Raw genomic sequence first — 15,911 nt, 5'->3', positions numbered from 1 at the left:
TTTTTTTATAGGCGTATTTGACTATTCCATAATAAATTGCACATTTTTTTGTATAAAAATACTATGCGCGCATATATTTTTATATTTTTAGCAATCAACTATATTTCGTTCTTTTGCGCAATATTGTTTTAAACTTAAACTAAACATAACCAATGAAAAAAACTCTCCCACTTCTCTTGTTGTTTGTATGCTACCTAACAAGTGCCCAGACAACCGTTACAGGAACTGTAGTCGACGATACAAGTTTACCAATTCCTGGAGCAAATATCATCGTTTTAGGTACGACCGTAGGAACGGTATCCGACTTTGACGGAAAGTTCACCTTAACCTATAACCAAAATCCACCATTCTCTATTCAAGCAAGTAGTGTGGGTTTTGAAACCTTAACAAAAGAAATTACCACTGCAAACGAAGTCATCAATTTTGTTTTAGTTGAAGGCACAGCTTTGGATGAAGTTGTTATATCGGCTTCGAGAACACCAGAACGCATCTTTGAATCGCCTGTAACAATTGAACGCCTTGGGTTAAAGGACATAAAAAGCACGGCTTCAGCCGATTTCTATGACGGTCTAGAAAACCTGAAAGGAGTCGATGTAAACACCAACTCATTAACTTTTAAATCGGTCAACACTAGAGGTTTTTCAACATTTGCGAATAATAGATTCATGCAACTTGTTGATGGTATGGACAATTCAACTCCGGCACTAAACTTTCCAATTGGTAATTTAGTGGGTATGACTGAAACCGATGTATTAAGTGTAGAGCTTTTACCAGGAGCGTCTTCAGCCTTATATGGCGCCAACGCCTTTAATGGTATTTTATTTATGCGTAGTAAAAACCCTTTTGACCATGGAGGAATTAGTGCTTCTATAAAAAAAGGTTACACTTCTCAAGAAGCCTCAGGAACCAACCCTTATACCGATTTAAGCATTCGTGTAGCTCATAAATTTAGTGAAAAATTTGCGGCTAAAGTTAATTTTGGATATCTAGAAGGTACAGACTGGGCTGCGACGAGCGTAGAAGATAGAAATATGGAAGGTGGTACACGAGGGACCAATTTAAACTATAACGGTGTAAATGTTTATGGTGATGAAGTTTCTCAAAACTTAAGACAAGTAGCCATACTATTAGAATCGGCTATTAACCCAGGTACTGGGCAACCTTATTTACCTGCCGGAGCTAGCGCCTTAGCTCCTTCTGTTGATGTAAGTAGAACAGGTTATAACGAAAGTGAATTAACAAACTATGAAGCGCGAAGTATTAAAGCCGATTGGGGTTTATACTACCGTCCATTAGAGAATGATTTTGAAATTTCCTATGTTGGTAAAGTAGGTACTGGTACTACAATTTATCAAGGTTTAAATCGCTACAACATTGATAATTTCTTTCAAGAACAACATAAAATTGAGATTCGTAATAGAAATTTTTTCTTAAGAAGTTATGTTGTTGCCGATAAAGCCGGTGATTCATACGATATGGTTTTTACGGGCATTAACATTAATAGAGCTTGGAAACCAGATTTAAACTGGTTCGCAGAATATGCAGGAACTTACATTCAATCCACACTAGCAGGTGCCAATGATACCCAGGCACATTCAGCTGCCCGTACCCAAGCTGAAACAGGTCGTTTCGAACCTGGAACTCCTGAATATATTGCTGCTTTCAATAGAAGTATAAACGATCCCGATTTAACAACAGGGTCTAAATTCCAAGATGCTTCAAAATACTACCACATGGATGGTAACTACAACTTTAGTGAAATTATTAAATTCGCTGAAATTCAAGTTGGTGGTTCTTACAGAAAATACAATCTAAATTCTTTTGGAACCATTTACACAGATTACGATGGCCCTATTGAATATTTTGAATACGGCGTATATACTCAAATTCAGAAAAACATCGAATTAAACGAAAGTTTAGAATTAAAATTAACAGGATCTCTACGCTACGATAAGTCTGAATTTTTCGATGGTTTCTTTTCTCCTAGATTATCGGGAGGTTTAACATTAAATAGAAACCATAACTTTAGAGCTTCGGTTCAAACTGGGTTTAGAAATCCTACAACGCAAGATTTATTTATTGGTTTAGATGCTAATCGAGCGATTTTAGTTGGCTCATCCCCTGACAATTTAGATCGTTATTCTGGCGATTACAATGTAAGTGGTAGCGGACAAAATGCAGGACAACCTAGTGTAATAACACAAACAGGTGCAGCTGCATACAATAATTCATATTCAGAAGCTTCTGTTTTAACATACAAAACTACAGGTAATACAAATGATTTAGTGGTTTCAAATCCTGATCTAATAAAACCTGAACAAGTGACCTCTGCAGAAATTGGATATAGAGGAAAACTAAAAAGATTAACTATCGATTTTAGTGCTTATTACAACAGTTATAAAGATTTTATTTCTCAAGAATATGTGGTCGCTCCATTATATGGACAGGTTGGTGACAATTCATTATCTATCGATGCCATTAATAGAGGGGATGACATTACTTATAATGCCTACACGAACTCTAAAGCAGCAGTTAATTCTTATGGGGCTTCAATTGGTCTTTCAACAAAAATATTCGGAAACTATGATTTAAGCGGAAGTTACACTTTTGCTAAGCTAGATTTTGACCAAGAAAAATACCCAGACTTTGTAACAAACTTCAATACGCCAGAGCATAAATTCAAAGCAACCTTTGGAAATACCAACCTATTTAAAAACTTTGGTTTCAATATTGCGTATCGCTTTAGTGATGATTACTATTGGCAATCTACATTTGGTGACGGGTTAGTTCCTGAATACCATGTGATGGATGCGCAAATAAATTACACCATTCCTAGTTTTAAATCTACTTTTAAATTAGGTGCAACCAACTTATTAGGAGATGAGTATTTCACAGCTTATGGAACTGGATATATCGGCTCTATGTACTACATTTCTTGGACAATTAACAACTTATAAACTTACAATCATGATTAAAACTAAATATATAGGCCTAATCCTTGTTGTACTTGGATTTACAGCGTGTAATTCACCAGAAGATGTTATGCCTCCTGTGGATAATGAAACGGCACCAGAATTAGAAGCCGGTACAGCTAATTTTGAAAAATATGTCTCGGTGGGAGCTTCCCTTACAGCTGGCTACTCTGATTTCGGATTATTTATTGCTGGACAAGAAAACTCATTCCCTAACATGTTAGCCTCACAATTTGAAAAAGTTGGAGGTGGTGATTTTACTCAACCACTAGTTAGTGACAATACAGGTGGTATTTTGGTTGGTGGCACCCCAGTTCGCGGCTACCGTTTAACCTTTAATAGCGAAATTCCTGGACCACAACCTTTAAATGAATTTTTAGCTGGATTGGGTGCTCCCGTTCCACCTATAACCACAGAAGCCGGGGTTAATATTGGAAGTGACTTTAATAATTTTGGAATCCCAGGAGCAAGGAGCTTTCATTTTATTGCCCCAGGGTACGCAGGTGCAAACCCATATTACGCCAGAATAGCATCGGCTCCAACCGCCACAGTTATTGATGATGCTATAGCTCAAAACCCAACTTTTTTCACCTTATCAGATATTGGAGCAGCCGATGTATTAGGTTATGCATTATCTGGAGGTGACGATTCTGATCCTATTACAGATGTAGCTACATTTAATGGCTCATTAGGAATTATTGTGGATAAATTAACCGCTAATGGCGCTAAAGGTGTAATTGCAAATGTACCTGATATTTTAAGTGTTTCTCATTTCACTACGGTAAGCCATAACCCCGTGCCTTTAGATGCAGCTACTGCGGCATACTTAAACAGCATGAATGCTTATGGAGCATACAATGCTGGGATTACACAAGCTTATGCTTTCCTCGTTGCTAATACACCGCTTACCCAAGAAATGGCTGATGAAGAAATAGCTAAACGTACCATTGCGTTTGCAGAAGCACCAAACAATGCCTTGGTTATTATGGATGAAGATTTAAGAGATTTAACAGCATTAAATCCTGCGTTAGTCAATTTAAGACAAGCAACACCTGAAGATTTAATTCTTCTTACTGCTTCTTCTGAAATACCAAAAGGTGTCGGAGTTTCAACGCCAATGGGCGATAATTTCGTGCTTACGCCAGAAGAACAAAATAACATTAACGATGCAGCCATGGGCTACAACCTTGGTATTGAAGCCGTAGCTCAAGCGAAAGGCTTAGCTGTAGCCGATTTAAAAAGTGTGATTGAAGAGGCCTCAACAAACGGTATTGCTTTTGATGACTATTTTTTAAATACAGATTTAGTTTTTGGAGGCTTGGTAAGTTTAGATGGAGTACACCTTACCGCAAGAGGTTATGCGTTAATGGGGAATACTTTTCTAAAAGCAATTGACGAAACCTATGGTTCAAATTTTGAAGCTTCAGGCAACCTTATGAAGGCTGGAGATTATCCAACTGCATACTCACCAACATTAGAATAAAATAGGGGCTTCCCTTACTAAATAATCCACAAAAAAAAGGTAGTGATTTTAAATCACTACCTTTTTTTTATTAAAAGCATTATAATTAAACTAATGCCATTATTTTCTAACCGCTTGTACGATTGCTAAAGCATCTTTTACATCTTGCTCTAACTTCGCATAATCTTTATTTGCGATAATGTCTTTAGAGATTAATTGAGATCCCATTCCAACGCAAGTTGCACCGGCATCAAACCATCCTTTTAAGTTTTCTTCAGTTGGAGAAACACCACCAGTTGGCATAATGCTAGTCCAAGGTTGAGGCCCTTTAATACCTTTTATGAATTTTGGTCCGTATAAATCACCAGGGAATAATTTTACGATTTCACATCCTAATTCTTCCGCTCTAGCGATTTCAGTTAAAGAACCACATCCAGGAGACCAAAGTACTTTTTTACGGTTACAAGCGATAGCGATATCTTCTCTCAATACTGGAGTAACGATAAAGTTAGCACCCAAAGCCATATATAATGAAGCCGCAGCACCATCTGTTACCGAACCAACACCCATAATCATTCCTGGTAATTCAGCAATAGCATATTTAGTTAATTCTCCAAAAACTTCGTGAGCGAAATCACCACGAGCAGTAAACTCCATTAAACGAGCTCCACCATCGTAACAAGCTTTTAATACTTTTTTACTAAGCTCAATGTCATTATGAAAAAATAAAGGAATCATTCCAGTTTCTTTCATGGCTTGAGCAACTTCTAATCTTGAAAATTGTGCCATTTTATTATTTTTAAATTTTTTAATTCCAGTTTAAGATTTTCTTAAAATCGTATGCTTCTGGATTTGGTAAATATTGTTTTGCTTTTTCATAATCTTTTTCTTGAATAAAGAATAAATTATTAATAAAAAGCTGAGCCATATCTGATTCGATATCGACTAATCTTGGTGGAATTTTTCCGCTTTCATCTTCAAAATCCTTTAAAAACAAAGGCGCAATATCACCATTAGAGTTTGCACTCACGATACAACCAGAGATACCCTGATCAAATAATTTTTTAACACCAATGCCTAATAAAGAACATAATGTTAAATCGAATGCAATGGGGTTACAACATCTTAATTCGTAACCAAGCTCTACGGGTCTTGTTTTCACTTTTAAACCAATCTCTTTCAGTTTTACCTGTAATAGATAGTTAAAAATATGTGATTTACTTACGTTTCCTAATTCTGGATGACCGTGATCATCGTAAGTAAAATTAATATCGGAATTAATAATTTCTTCTTCATCCATGAAATGAAAAACTCCTTCACTTACAAGCGCTACGCCATATTCAATACCTTTGATCTTACATTTTACAATGGAAGACACAATCATATTAATAAGCTTATCGAAAGTAATTTTGGTATTATTAAACATTTCTGGAATAATCATCATTTGAAAATGACATGCAGAAGCGATTCCGAAAGCTAAATGTCCAGCCGAGCGTCCCATAGCCGACATTACAAACCAATTCTCACTGGTTCTAGCATCTTCATAAACGGTATTACCAATTCTAACCCCCTCGTCTTTAGCCGTGTGAAATCCGAAAGTTGGATTTCTATCAGGCAAAGGCAAATCGTTATCAATGGTTTTAGGAACGTGTACATGAGCCACATCGAGCTCTTGTTTTTGAAGATATTTGGTTAACCTATTGGCGGTCGATGCTGTATCGTCACCGCCAATAGTTACCAATAATTTGACATTATTATTTTTAAAAAAATCTGCTTTAAAATCGCTGTCTTTCGGTTTAAATCTACTCATTGTAATGGTAGAGCCACCTCGACTAAAAATACGATCTGCAAGTGCAAAATCAAAAATCTTTACTTCTGGATTTTCAGCAAGTATGCCTTTAAATCCGTGATGAACTCCAATAACCTTATAGCCATCTTTTATAAAAGTTTTAGCTATGGTGCTTACAACTGTATTAATTCCAGGTGCAGGACCGCCCCCACAGATAATCGCAATAGATTTTTCCATTTTTACTTTATCGTACTTTATATAATTTTAAAACAATTAATGTGGATTATCTAGCTACACGACCAGAAGCATCACCACCCATAAGTTTGTTAACCTCAGCAACAGTAACTAAGTTCGCATCACCTTTAATAGTGTGTTTTAAACAAGATGCAGCAACTGCAAAGTCTAATGCATTTTGATCGTTATCAGGGTACGTTAATAATCCGTAGATTAAACCTCCCATGAATGAATCACCACCACCTACTCTATCAACGATATCTGTAATTTGGTATTGACGTGTTTCTAACATTTTAGTTCCATCGTATAATACGCCAGCCCATGTGTTATGAGAAGCAGAGATAGAGCCTCTTAATGTTGTAATTACTTTTTTAGCTTTAGGGAATTTTTCCATCATTTGCTTACAAACAGATAAAAAAGCTTCCGCTTTAACATCGTGTCCAGCCGTTTGAACAGCAGCACCATCAGGCTTAATTCCAAAGTGCATTTCTGCATCTTCTTCATTTCCTAAAACAACATCACAGTAAGATGTTAATTCGGTCATGATAGATTCTCTATGAGCATCATCACAGAAGTTCCATAATTTAGCGCGGTAATTTAAATCTGTAGAAATAGTAATGCCTTTTGCACTAGCCGCTTTTACAGCTTCTAAACAAACATCTGCAGAACTTTGAGAAATTGCTGGAGTAATACCAGTCCAGTGAAACCACTCTACACCTTCGAAAACAGCATCCCAATCAATCATTCCTGACTCAATGGTAGACATTGAAGAATACGCTCTATCGTAAACTACTTTAGATCCTCTAGATACGGCTCCAGTTTCTAAGAAATAAATTCCTAAACGGTCTCCACCCCATACAATCTTATCAACACCAACGCCTCTTTTACGCATCTCCATCATAGCACACTCACCAATGTCATTCTTAGGTAAACGTGTTACAAAATCACAAGAAACACCATAATTAGCTAATGATACTGCTACGTTAGATTCACCACCACCATAAACAACATCAAAATTGTTCGCTTGAGAAAATCTTAAAAATCCTTGAGGAGCTAATCTTAACATGATTTCTCCAAACGTTACTACTTTACTCATTTCTATTTTATTTAATATTATAAAAAGTATTTTGTTTAAACGTTTAAGCAAAACTTAAAAAAAACTCAATAACCCAACATATCACGTTTTGATTATTAAAATTTAAGAATTACCTTTGCTTAAACGTTTAAGCAAAGATATAAAAAAAATAAATATCAAAAAAAAAACAACCATAAAAGATATAGCTAACGTGCTAAGTATTTCTCCTGCAGCGGTTTCTAAAGCGCTTCATGACGATTCACGTATTAGCGAAAAAACTAAAAAAGCGGTAAGACAGGTCGCAAAAAACCTAAATTATCACCCCAATCATCTGGCTAGTGCGCTTAGAAAAGGAAAAAGTAACTTAGTTGGCATTATTGCCCCGAGAACTAATAGTCATTTTTTTTCAGGTGTTGTGCAAAGTATGGAGGAGGTTCTCAATAAAAAAGGTTATAATATTATCATGACCCATTCTAATGAGTCCTATAAAAAAGAATGTGATAACATTGATACTCTTTTATACACACAAGTAGATGGTATTATTGCATCTATGGCTAATGAGACCATAGATTTGTCCTATTTTAATAAGATTAAAACAAAAGGCATTCCCCTTATATTATTCGACCGCGGTGAAAATGATTTGAACGTTGACTACATAGGTATAGACGATTACAAAAGCAGTCATATTATAGTAAAACATTTAGTTGACCAAGGCTGCAAGCGCATTGCTCATATTGGAGGCTATAAACATACTAGAATTTTCAACAACCGTATTCGTGGTTATATTGATGCCCTAAAGGAACATAATTTACCTCTCGAAGACGAGCTACTTCTTGAAAGTAGTTTATCTATTGATGATGGCAGAAAAAAAATGAAACAACTTTTAAGATTAAAAGACAGACCAGACGCTGTTTATGTTGCTAGTGATTACGCTGCTTTAGGAGCGTTACAGGTTTTAAAGGAAAGTAAAATAAAAGTACCTGAAGACATCGCACTGGTTGGCTTTGGTAACGAACCTTTTACAGCTATGGTTTCGCCTTCCATTACAAGCATCAATCAACATAGTGAGGAAATTGGCAAATTAGCCGCCAAGACCTTTTTAGAACACATGAAATCTCCTGTAATAAAACAAAGTTTAAACAAAAAAATTCTTGAGGCCGAACTTATCGTTAGAGATTCTTCGAAAAAATAAAAGCCTAAATTTCTAAAATCATTTTATTCAATGATAATCTGCTTTGTTTTAGGTGAACTTAGTAATGGACTTAAAATCCTTTTATGATTTTTAAAAAAATTCAATAAAAAAAAGAAGCTGTCTAAAAGTAAAGTTTTCGTCAACCTGAACTTGATCCAGGCTCTCATAATGATTGGTTATCAAATTGATGCGATTCTAAAATAAATTCAGAATAACGTACTTTAATACTTTTTGTACAGCCTCTTTTATAAGGTCTTTAAATTTTTATGTACTCAATTAATTCTTGATTATTTTTCTAATTTGCGAAGTAGATGCTCCCGTTACTTTAATTAGATAAAATCCAGCTTCGAAATTATTTAAATCAACTGCACGCTTTCCTCCAGTAATATAGCCAGTTAACATAACTTGTCCTGAAGTGTTTAGAATTTGATATTGGGCATTCTCATCATTTGCTAAATCAATATTAACCTGTCCATCAACCGGATTCGGGTAGATTTTAAACATAGAAGTATTTTCTTCAACTGACTTATTTGAAGTAAATTTCGCTGTTTCTAAACATCCTGATGCAGTAGCATCCGGCCCAGTGACTTCCATGAAGTCAATATTACCCAATCCTGAGGCACCAGTGGCTTCAAGTCTTACTGTTTTAACACCAGCTCCTAATGTGACTGTTGTTGATCCAGTAGTAGTCCAAGTTGACCAACCACCTGAAGGATTAAATTCAACGCTACTTGCAACTGTCGCACCATTTATCAAAAGGGCGCCCGGTCTGCTCGTTGTGCTGGCATATCCCCAGGTAAATGTATATGAACCAGCTGATCCATCAATTTCCCAATTCACACCATTACCAAGCGCATTTGCTGTATTAGCAAATCCATCACCCGTGTAGTTGAGGTTATTGTTATTAACGTTACCATCTACCGAACAAAAACCAGTTTCATTTTCCTGTATGATAAAGGTATTGATCGTTGGGTTGCTTGAACCTCCTCCTTCATACACCTGTACTTCGGCCAATGACAATGCACTGGTAGCGTTCAACTGAATTTTTATAATCTTACCCTGTACGTTTCCTGCATTCATGCTAACTGAAGGGTCAGGATAAGTAGTATAAGTATTGGAATAGGTCGTTACATCACTGCTATTAATAACAGAAACCGTAAAGTTAGATAACCTATCTATACAACAAGCATCAGTTCGACCGAAGACATTGATATCCCCAATGGTTGTATCAAAGCCCAAATCAACTTGCCACCATGGATTTGCTGTACTAGCCGTATGAGTAACTGAACCACCCGCCCATTTACCGTTAGTATCTCCATCGATAGCACGGGAAGGTATACCACCAGAGGCTAGTGATGATTGTGAAGCTGTTCCATTCAAAGCCAGATTCCCACCTGTTGAAGGAACTGTAACCGTAACTGAACAATTATCGGTAAATCCTCCATCGGCGGTAGTGGCAGTAATTGTTACTGATCCTGCACCTTGTGCTGTAACCAATCCATTTGAATTTACTGTCGCGACTGAACCATTACTAGTACTCCAAGTAATATTCTGATTGCTTGCATTTGCTGGGCTTACAGTCGCATTCAGTTGTTGTGTATTACCAATAGTTAATGATGCGCTAGAAGGAGAAACACTAACTCCGGTTACCGGAACACTCGAACTCCCTACGCCATAAACCTCAACCTCAGCGATAGTTAATGCCCATGATAAGTTTGACGTGATCCTGACAGTTCTACCTGTTACACCACCTGCATTATATGTTGAGGCTGGATTAGGATAGCCAGTTACATCTCTAGAATAAACTTCGTTATCATTGTTATCTCTTATAGTAATTGTGAAATCTGATAACCTATCTATGCAACAAGCATCCGAACGGTTATATATTACTATATCACCAATATTTGCATTAGCACCTAGATCAACCTCCCACCATGGGTTGTCTTCAGCAAGTGTATGAGTGACTGATCCACCTGACCATTTCCCATTGGTATTGCCATCAATAGCGCGTGATGCTTGAGCATCATAATCTGTTGAAGATTGAGATGCTGTGCCTCCTAAAGCGAGGTTTTCATCGTCTTCATTACCTCCACCTCCATCATATTCATAATCATCTATAAAATCAATCTGTGTCCATTCGAAATTAATCGGATCATTATCCTGCTGGGCCCCAGGAGTACTTCTCCCATCTAAGATATATTTTTTCAGAAGGGAACCTAATTCGTTTACCTTAGCGGCATTAGAGGTTTGAAGGTTATTCGTTTCACTTGGATCATTATTTAAATTATACAATTGAATAGCTGGCAACCCACCTGTATTAGCAGCTGTTGGATCACTCCAACCACCAGAACCCGGACACAAAATTAATTTCCAACCGTCTTTAGTGATGGCAAAATCGCCATCAATAGCATGCGTGACAGCTGCCTCTCTTAAGAAAGAGCCAGGATTATTTTCTAGCAAAGGCATCATGCTATAACTATCCTCACCTTCATCATCCAATAAATTATACCCTACGATATCTGCACATGTAGCCATAAAATCGGCGGTAGAAATCAATGCATCAGACACTTGACCTGCTTGTATTTTATTAGGCCATTTGGCAATAAAGGGTACCCTATGGCCGCCTTCAAAAATGTCGGATTTCATACCACGGTAAATCCCACTAGGGTCGTGTCCATTTTTCGCTAGAGCTGAAAAATTGGCTTTTGGTGAACATCCGTTATCAGATGTAAAAATGATCAGGGTATTATTCTCAATTCCAGAAGCTTCAACCTGATCCAACAATCTACCAATATAGTCATCAACCATGATTACAAAATCGCCATACAAGCCCAATCCACTTGTACCTAAAAATTCTTCGGTAGGCAAAATAGGCGTATGAGGTGATGGCAAAGGAAGGTACAAAAAGAACGGTTCGTTTCCATTGGCATTTTCTTCAACATAGTCTATGGCGAGGTTAATAAAGTTAGGCGTCACATCTTCGTGCACAAAATCGTCTGCCGTAAGACCATGCCTCCATGATTGCTGACCTGTATTGCTGGTATACACCGTGGGTACGCTTGTCGGCATTCCATTTTCAACGTACACATAAGGTGCCATATCTAAAGATCCGCAATGACCAAAAGCATAATCAAATCCCAGGTCGTTTGGCCCATGAGTCAAGGGTTGTGAGAAATCTATATCTCCACCCGACATGGCCCAATTCCAACCCAAATGCCATTTTCCGATATAGGCTGTTTGGTAGCCATTACTTTGTAGCATAGATGCAACTGTTTTCCTGTCACTTGGGATGAGGGATTCTGATTCCCCATCTAAAACGGACGATTTTAATTCAGTTCTCCAATTGTACCTACCCGTTAAAATGCTATATCTCGTGGGAGTACAAACAGATGATGTGGTATGCGCATCGGTAAACATTAGGCCTTCTGCCGCAAGTTTATCAATATTGGGCGTATTTATTTTACCATCTTCATAATAAGCTGAAATATCACCATAGCCCAGATCATCGGTTAATATGTAAATAATATTTGGTTGATCCTGCGAAAAACTCTTCAAACTAAGAGTCAAACAAAATAGCATAACACTTAATATCTTTATCTTTTTTAGTGTGTTCATAATTTTAAAGGTTATTAAAAAAAGTACCAGCGTTTGCCAGTACTTTTTAATGAAATCTTTTAATTCTTGATCATTTTTCTAATTTGTGAAGTAGATGCTCCCGTTACTTTAATTAGGTAGAATCCTGAATTCAAACTACTTAAATCTAGAACACTAGTACCGTTGTTGATAACTCCCGAACGCATAACTTGTCCTGAAATACTTAAAACCTCATAATCGGCACGTTCAGTTGTTTCTAATTGAATAGTCACCATGTTCTCTACCGGGTTTGGATAAATCTTAAACATAGAATTATTTTCTTCAACTAGCTTATTTGAAGTAAATTTCGCTGTATCTAAACATCCTGATGCAGCAGCATCTGGACCTGTTACTTCTAAGTAATCTATATTACCCAAACCTAAAGCGGTGGTGGCCTCGAGTCGGACTGTTTTAACACCAGCAGCCAATGACACTGTAATTGACTCTGTAATCCAGGTTGACCAACTACCTGAAGAAACTGAAACAACATTAGTTGCAACTTCTGTTCCATCTATAAAAAGATCTCCTGCTCTACTATTTGCGCTGGCATATCGCCATGTTAAGTTATAAGAACCAGCCGATCCATCAATTTCCCAATTAACGCCATTACCCAAGGCGTTTGATGTATTTGCAAATCCATCACCAGTGTAGTCTAAATTATTGTTACTAATTTTCCCATCAACTGAGCAAAAACCTATTTCATTTTCCTGTATTGTAAAGGTATTTACAGTTGGATTAACTGGACCATCCCCTTCAAATATCTGTACTTCGGCTAATGAAAGTGCGGTGTTAGTCGCATTTAATTGAATCCTAATGATACGGCCATAAACACCGCCCGCGCTAACTGAGCCTTCGGGGAAGTCCGTTAAATTTGCAGAAAATGGCGTTTGGTCATCATTGATAACAGATACTGTGTAATCTGACAGCCTCGCCGCACAACATGCATCCGTTCTACCAAATATATTGATTTCCGCAATGCTATATAAACCACCAAGATCAACCTCCCACCATGGGTTTTCTTCAGGAGATGTGTGGGTAACGGATCCACTGGACCACACCCCATCAGTATTGTTATCAATAGCTCTAGATGCATCGCCAGTATAAGCTGTTGATGATTGTGAGGCCGTGCCATTTAATGCCAAGTTTCCACCGGAATATAACACAGTAATGGTACAATCATCGGTAAATCCTCCATCTACAGTAGTACCAGTAATTATTGCTGTTCCGTTACTTAGTGCTGTTACCAAACCATTAGAATCCACTGAAGCAATTGAAGCATCACTAGTTTCCCAGGTAACATCCTGATTGCTTGCATTTGCAGGCAACAAGTTCGCATTAACTTGGCGGGTTGCTCCTACGGTTAATGAAGTGCTAGAAGGTGAAACGCTAACTCCTGTTGCCCCAACTACTGGGTTGCAGGTATATACTTCCACTTCAGCTAAAGATAATGGCGTGTTAGTCGTGTTCAGTTGAACTCTAACAGTACGCCCTAAAGCACAACCGGCACTTACAGTTATGGATGGCGTTGGAGTTCCTGAAATTGTCTGTGAGAAGGTTGTTACTCCATTGTCATTTATTACAGACACGGTAAAATCACTTAACCTATCCATGTAGGCTACATCTGTACGATTGAAGACAACTATTTCATCAATTTCATTTTCATCACCTAAATCGACTTCCCACCAAGCATTGTCCTCAGCGCTAGTATGCGTAACAGATCCACTAGCCCATGCGCCATCGGTGTTATCATCGATAGCTCTAGAAGCAATTCCTGTATAGTCTGTAGATGATTGAGAAGCTGTACCGTTTAATGCAATGTTACCACTGTTAGGTGATGAACCGCCATCTGCAGTTAATTTTATTACTGTATCCACCGCGTCCCATGAATCACTAGAATCTAAAGTGACATTTACCTGATTCGAAGTCTGAGAAAAAGTACAAGCGTTGCCTGTACGTAAGTTAACAGCAGAAGTATATACTCTTCCGTCTTCTGGCGCATCAATAGTTAGCGTATTTCCTGAAGGAGCAACCAATACATGTAGGTATTCGAAGTCACCATCGACCGATCGGGTTGCAATACCCCATTCTAATTCTTGAAGCCGCGTTCCTTCTGGCTTAGGCCATGAATCACTCGGCACCGTACTTTTAATAGACTCTCCAACTGCATCGATCTTTTCTCCTAATTCTATCATCCCAGAGCGTACACCAGGATTCCAAGACATATCGGCGTACGTACCCATTGCCCATGCCACGCCTCCACCTTCTTCGTTTACACCAGCCTGAAGCACAGTGTACCTATACATCTGTTCACTTGTATAACGAATACTTCCAGGGGTTGCAGTCCAACTTTGATCTGAAACAAAAGAAACGGATCTCTCCCAGGCTGGCCATGTGTTCTCATCAAAATTAGAAACATTAGGGTATCCTCCCAAGTTTTCGAAAGTTTGAGTCGGGCTCTTCGTCTCAAGGGCACCAAAATCAGCACTCTCGTTAGCGTAAGTATTCGCTATCAGAATGGCATCTGGCATTATAGATCTAATTGTTTCCCCAATACGTGGTCTATCTGTACAACCATAGGACAAACCTTTGTCAAACCAGAATCCTTTAACTTGAGATTTATAACGATTTGTCAATTCGGCGATCAACTCATTAAGGAAATCGTTGTAAGTTTCTGTTGGTGTACTTCTATTTACATACCCAACTGCTGCTTGTTCTTCAGGCGTAAAATTATGAGCCTCCGAAGGTTGTATATACCAATATACATCAAGATCAATGGCTTCGCAGGCATCAAGTATTTCCTGCAATACATCTCGCTGAGAACAGTGACCTTCACCCAGCCAACTATCCAGCACATCACTTGGATATAATGGATGCTGCCAACAATGCCATGCTGTGAATATTAGATACTCTGGTTTCATTGCGGCGATATCGTCCACAAAGCCTTGTACGTCGAAATTATCGGCTGTCTCATCAACGTTTTGAGGGTAAGAACCATCAGGATATGGTGTGATCGCACACCCATACTGACTTTCTGCTGTACCTCCCCAGCCATGATGTATAAATATACCATAGCTTTTTGAACCATAATCGTGTTGTTGTGCATTGGTTTGGATCATAGATCCTGCAACCAAAAGGAATGTGAAAATTGCTGTAAATTTTAAATTCATCTTAATAGGTTTTAAATTAATAATTTATTGAGAGATGAATAGTTGGATACATATCATTAAATGATGATGACCAGGTTTATTTGCATTAAACAATAAAAACCAACAATTCTTTATTTTGAACCTTAATCCTGTAGGTTTGGATTAAAAATTCTGTAGCAATTTGGCGTATTGACATACTACGATTAAACAACAAGCTATAAGTTAATCTTGTATTATGTCTTTTATTTAAACTTCCACATGAGCAAATGCGGTATTTAATTTAGCCTTAAACAAGCGGTGACTACAACTTGTTTATGATATTCTATTCTTGATTCTTTTTCTAAATTATGAAGCCAAAGTATTGTCTCTTCTAGTAGAAGATTTGAATCGGCATCTCTGCATTTCACC

General features: G+C 37.7%; 8 protein-coding genes. 3 read left to right on the top strand and 5 right to left on the bottom strand.

Annotated elements, in window-relative coordinates:
• Nucleotides 1-152 precede the first annotated feature (152 nt).
• A complete protein-coding gene (locus KO493_RS07875; RefSeq protein ID WP_216067394.1) occupies nt 153-2,957 on the top strand; it encodes a TonB-dependent receptor in 2,805 nt (934 codons plus the stop codon).
• A 10-nt stretch (nt 2,958-2,967) separates the two neighbouring features.
• On the top strand, nt 2,968-4,455 hold the full coding sequence (locus tag KO493_RS07870) for a G-D-S-L family lipolytic protein (RefSeq protein WP_216067393.1): 1,488 nt from the start codon (nt 2,968-2,970) through the stop codon (nt 4,453-4,455).
• Nucleotides 4,456-4,554: 99 nt separating this feature from the next.
• On the opposite strand, the gene KO493_RS07865 is transcribed toward KO493_RS07870, so the two are convergent.
• Genes KO493_RS07865 through KO493_RS07855 form a run of 3 tightly spaced genes read right to left on the bottom strand, consistent with a single transcriptional unit; the run spans nt 4,555 to nt 7,553 of the window.
• On the bottom strand, nt 4,555-5,223 hold the full coding sequence (locus KO493_RS07865) for a bifunctional 4-hydroxy-2-oxoglutarate aldolase/2-dehydro-3-deoxy-phosphogluconate aldolase (protein WP_216067392.1): 669 nt from the start codon (nt 5,221-5,223) through the stop codon (nt 4,555-4,557).
• Between the two features lie 19 nt (nt 5,224-5,242).
• Nucleotides 5,243-6,460, bottom strand: a complete 1,218-nt coding sequence (locus tag KO493_RS07860; RefSeq protein ID WP_216067391.1) for a 6-phosphofructokinase — start codon at nt 6,458-6,460, stop codon at nt 5,243-5,245.
• Between the two features lie 46 nt (nt 6,461-6,506).
• Nucleotides 6,507-7,553: a sugar kinase gene (locus KO493_RS07855; RefSeq protein WP_216067390.1), complete on the bottom strand. Its 1,047-nt coding sequence runs from the start codon at nt 7,551-7,553 to the stop codon at nt 6,507-6,509.
• 115 nt (nt 7,554-7,668) lie between these two features.
• Here KO493_RS07855 and KO493_RS07850 point away from each other — a divergent pair, with 115 nt between their 5' ends.
• Nucleotides 7,669-8,724 (top strand): LacI family DNA-binding transcriptional regulator, encoded by a 1,056-nt coding sequence (locus KO493_RS07850; RefSeq protein WP_252723182.1) that lies wholly within the window; start codon nt 7,669-7,671, stop codon nt 8,722-8,724.
• Nucleotides 8,725-9,000: 276 nt separating this feature from the next.
• Here KO493_RS07850 and KO493_RS07845 read toward each other — a convergent pair whose 3' ends face one another.
• Both KO493_RS07845 and KO493_RS07840 read right to left on the bottom strand, forming a co-directional pair.
• Nucleotides 9,001-12,339, bottom strand: a complete 3,339-nt coding sequence (locus KO493_RS07845) for a sulfatase-like hydrolase/transferase (protein WP_216067389.1) — start codon at nt 12,337-12,339, stop codon at nt 9,001-9,003.
• A 59-nt stretch (nt 12,340-12,398) separates the two neighbouring features.
• A complete protein-coding gene (locus KO493_RS07840; protein ID WP_216067388.1) occupies nt 12,399-15,524 on the bottom strand; it encodes a galactose-binding domain-containing protein in 3,126 nt (1,041 codons plus the stop codon).
• Between the last annotated feature and the right edge of the window lie 387 nt (nt 15,525-15,911).

The sequence above is a fragment of the Pseudotamlana agarivorans genome (genome assembly GCF_018860245.1).
Lineage (GTDB): Bacteria > Bacteroidota > Bacteroidia > Flavobacteriales > Flavobacteriaceae > Pseudotamlana > Pseudotamlana agarivorans_A.
Note: the sequence above shows the minus strand (reverse complement) of the source record. Positions and strands in the feature narration are given on the sequence as shown.

What these genes read in the sequence shown, in the direction of transcription:
- KO493_RS07870 (WP_216067393.1), top strand. Translation starts at nt 2,968, where the DNA reads ATGATTAAAACTAAATATATAGGCCTAATCCTTGTTGTACTTGGATTT.
- KO493_RS07845 (WP_216067389.1), bottom strand. Translation starts at nt 12,339, where the DNA reads ATGAACACACTAAAAAAGATAAAGATATTAAGTGTTATGCTATTTTGT.
- KO493_RS07860 (WP_216067391.1), bottom strand. Translation starts at nt 6,460, where the DNA reads ATGGAAAAATCTATTGCGATTATCTGTGGGGGCGGTCCTGCACCTGGA.
- KO493_RS07865 (WP_216067392.1), bottom strand. Translation starts at nt 5,223, where the DNA reads ATGGCACAATTTTCAAGATTAGAAGTTGCTCAAGCCATGAAAGAAACT.
- KO493_RS07840 (WP_216067388.1), bottom strand. Translation starts at nt 15,524, where the DNA reads ATGAATTTAAAATTTACAGCAATTTTCACATTCCTTTTGGTTGCAGGA.
- KO493_RS07855 (WP_216067390.1), bottom strand. Translation starts at nt 7,553, where the DNA reads ATGAGTAAAGTAGTAACGTTTGGAGAAATCATGTTAAGATTAGCTCCT.
- KO493_RS07875 (WP_216067394.1), top strand. Translation starts at nt 153, where the DNA reads ATGAAAAAAACTCTCCCACTTCTCTTGTTGTTTGTATGCTACCTAACA.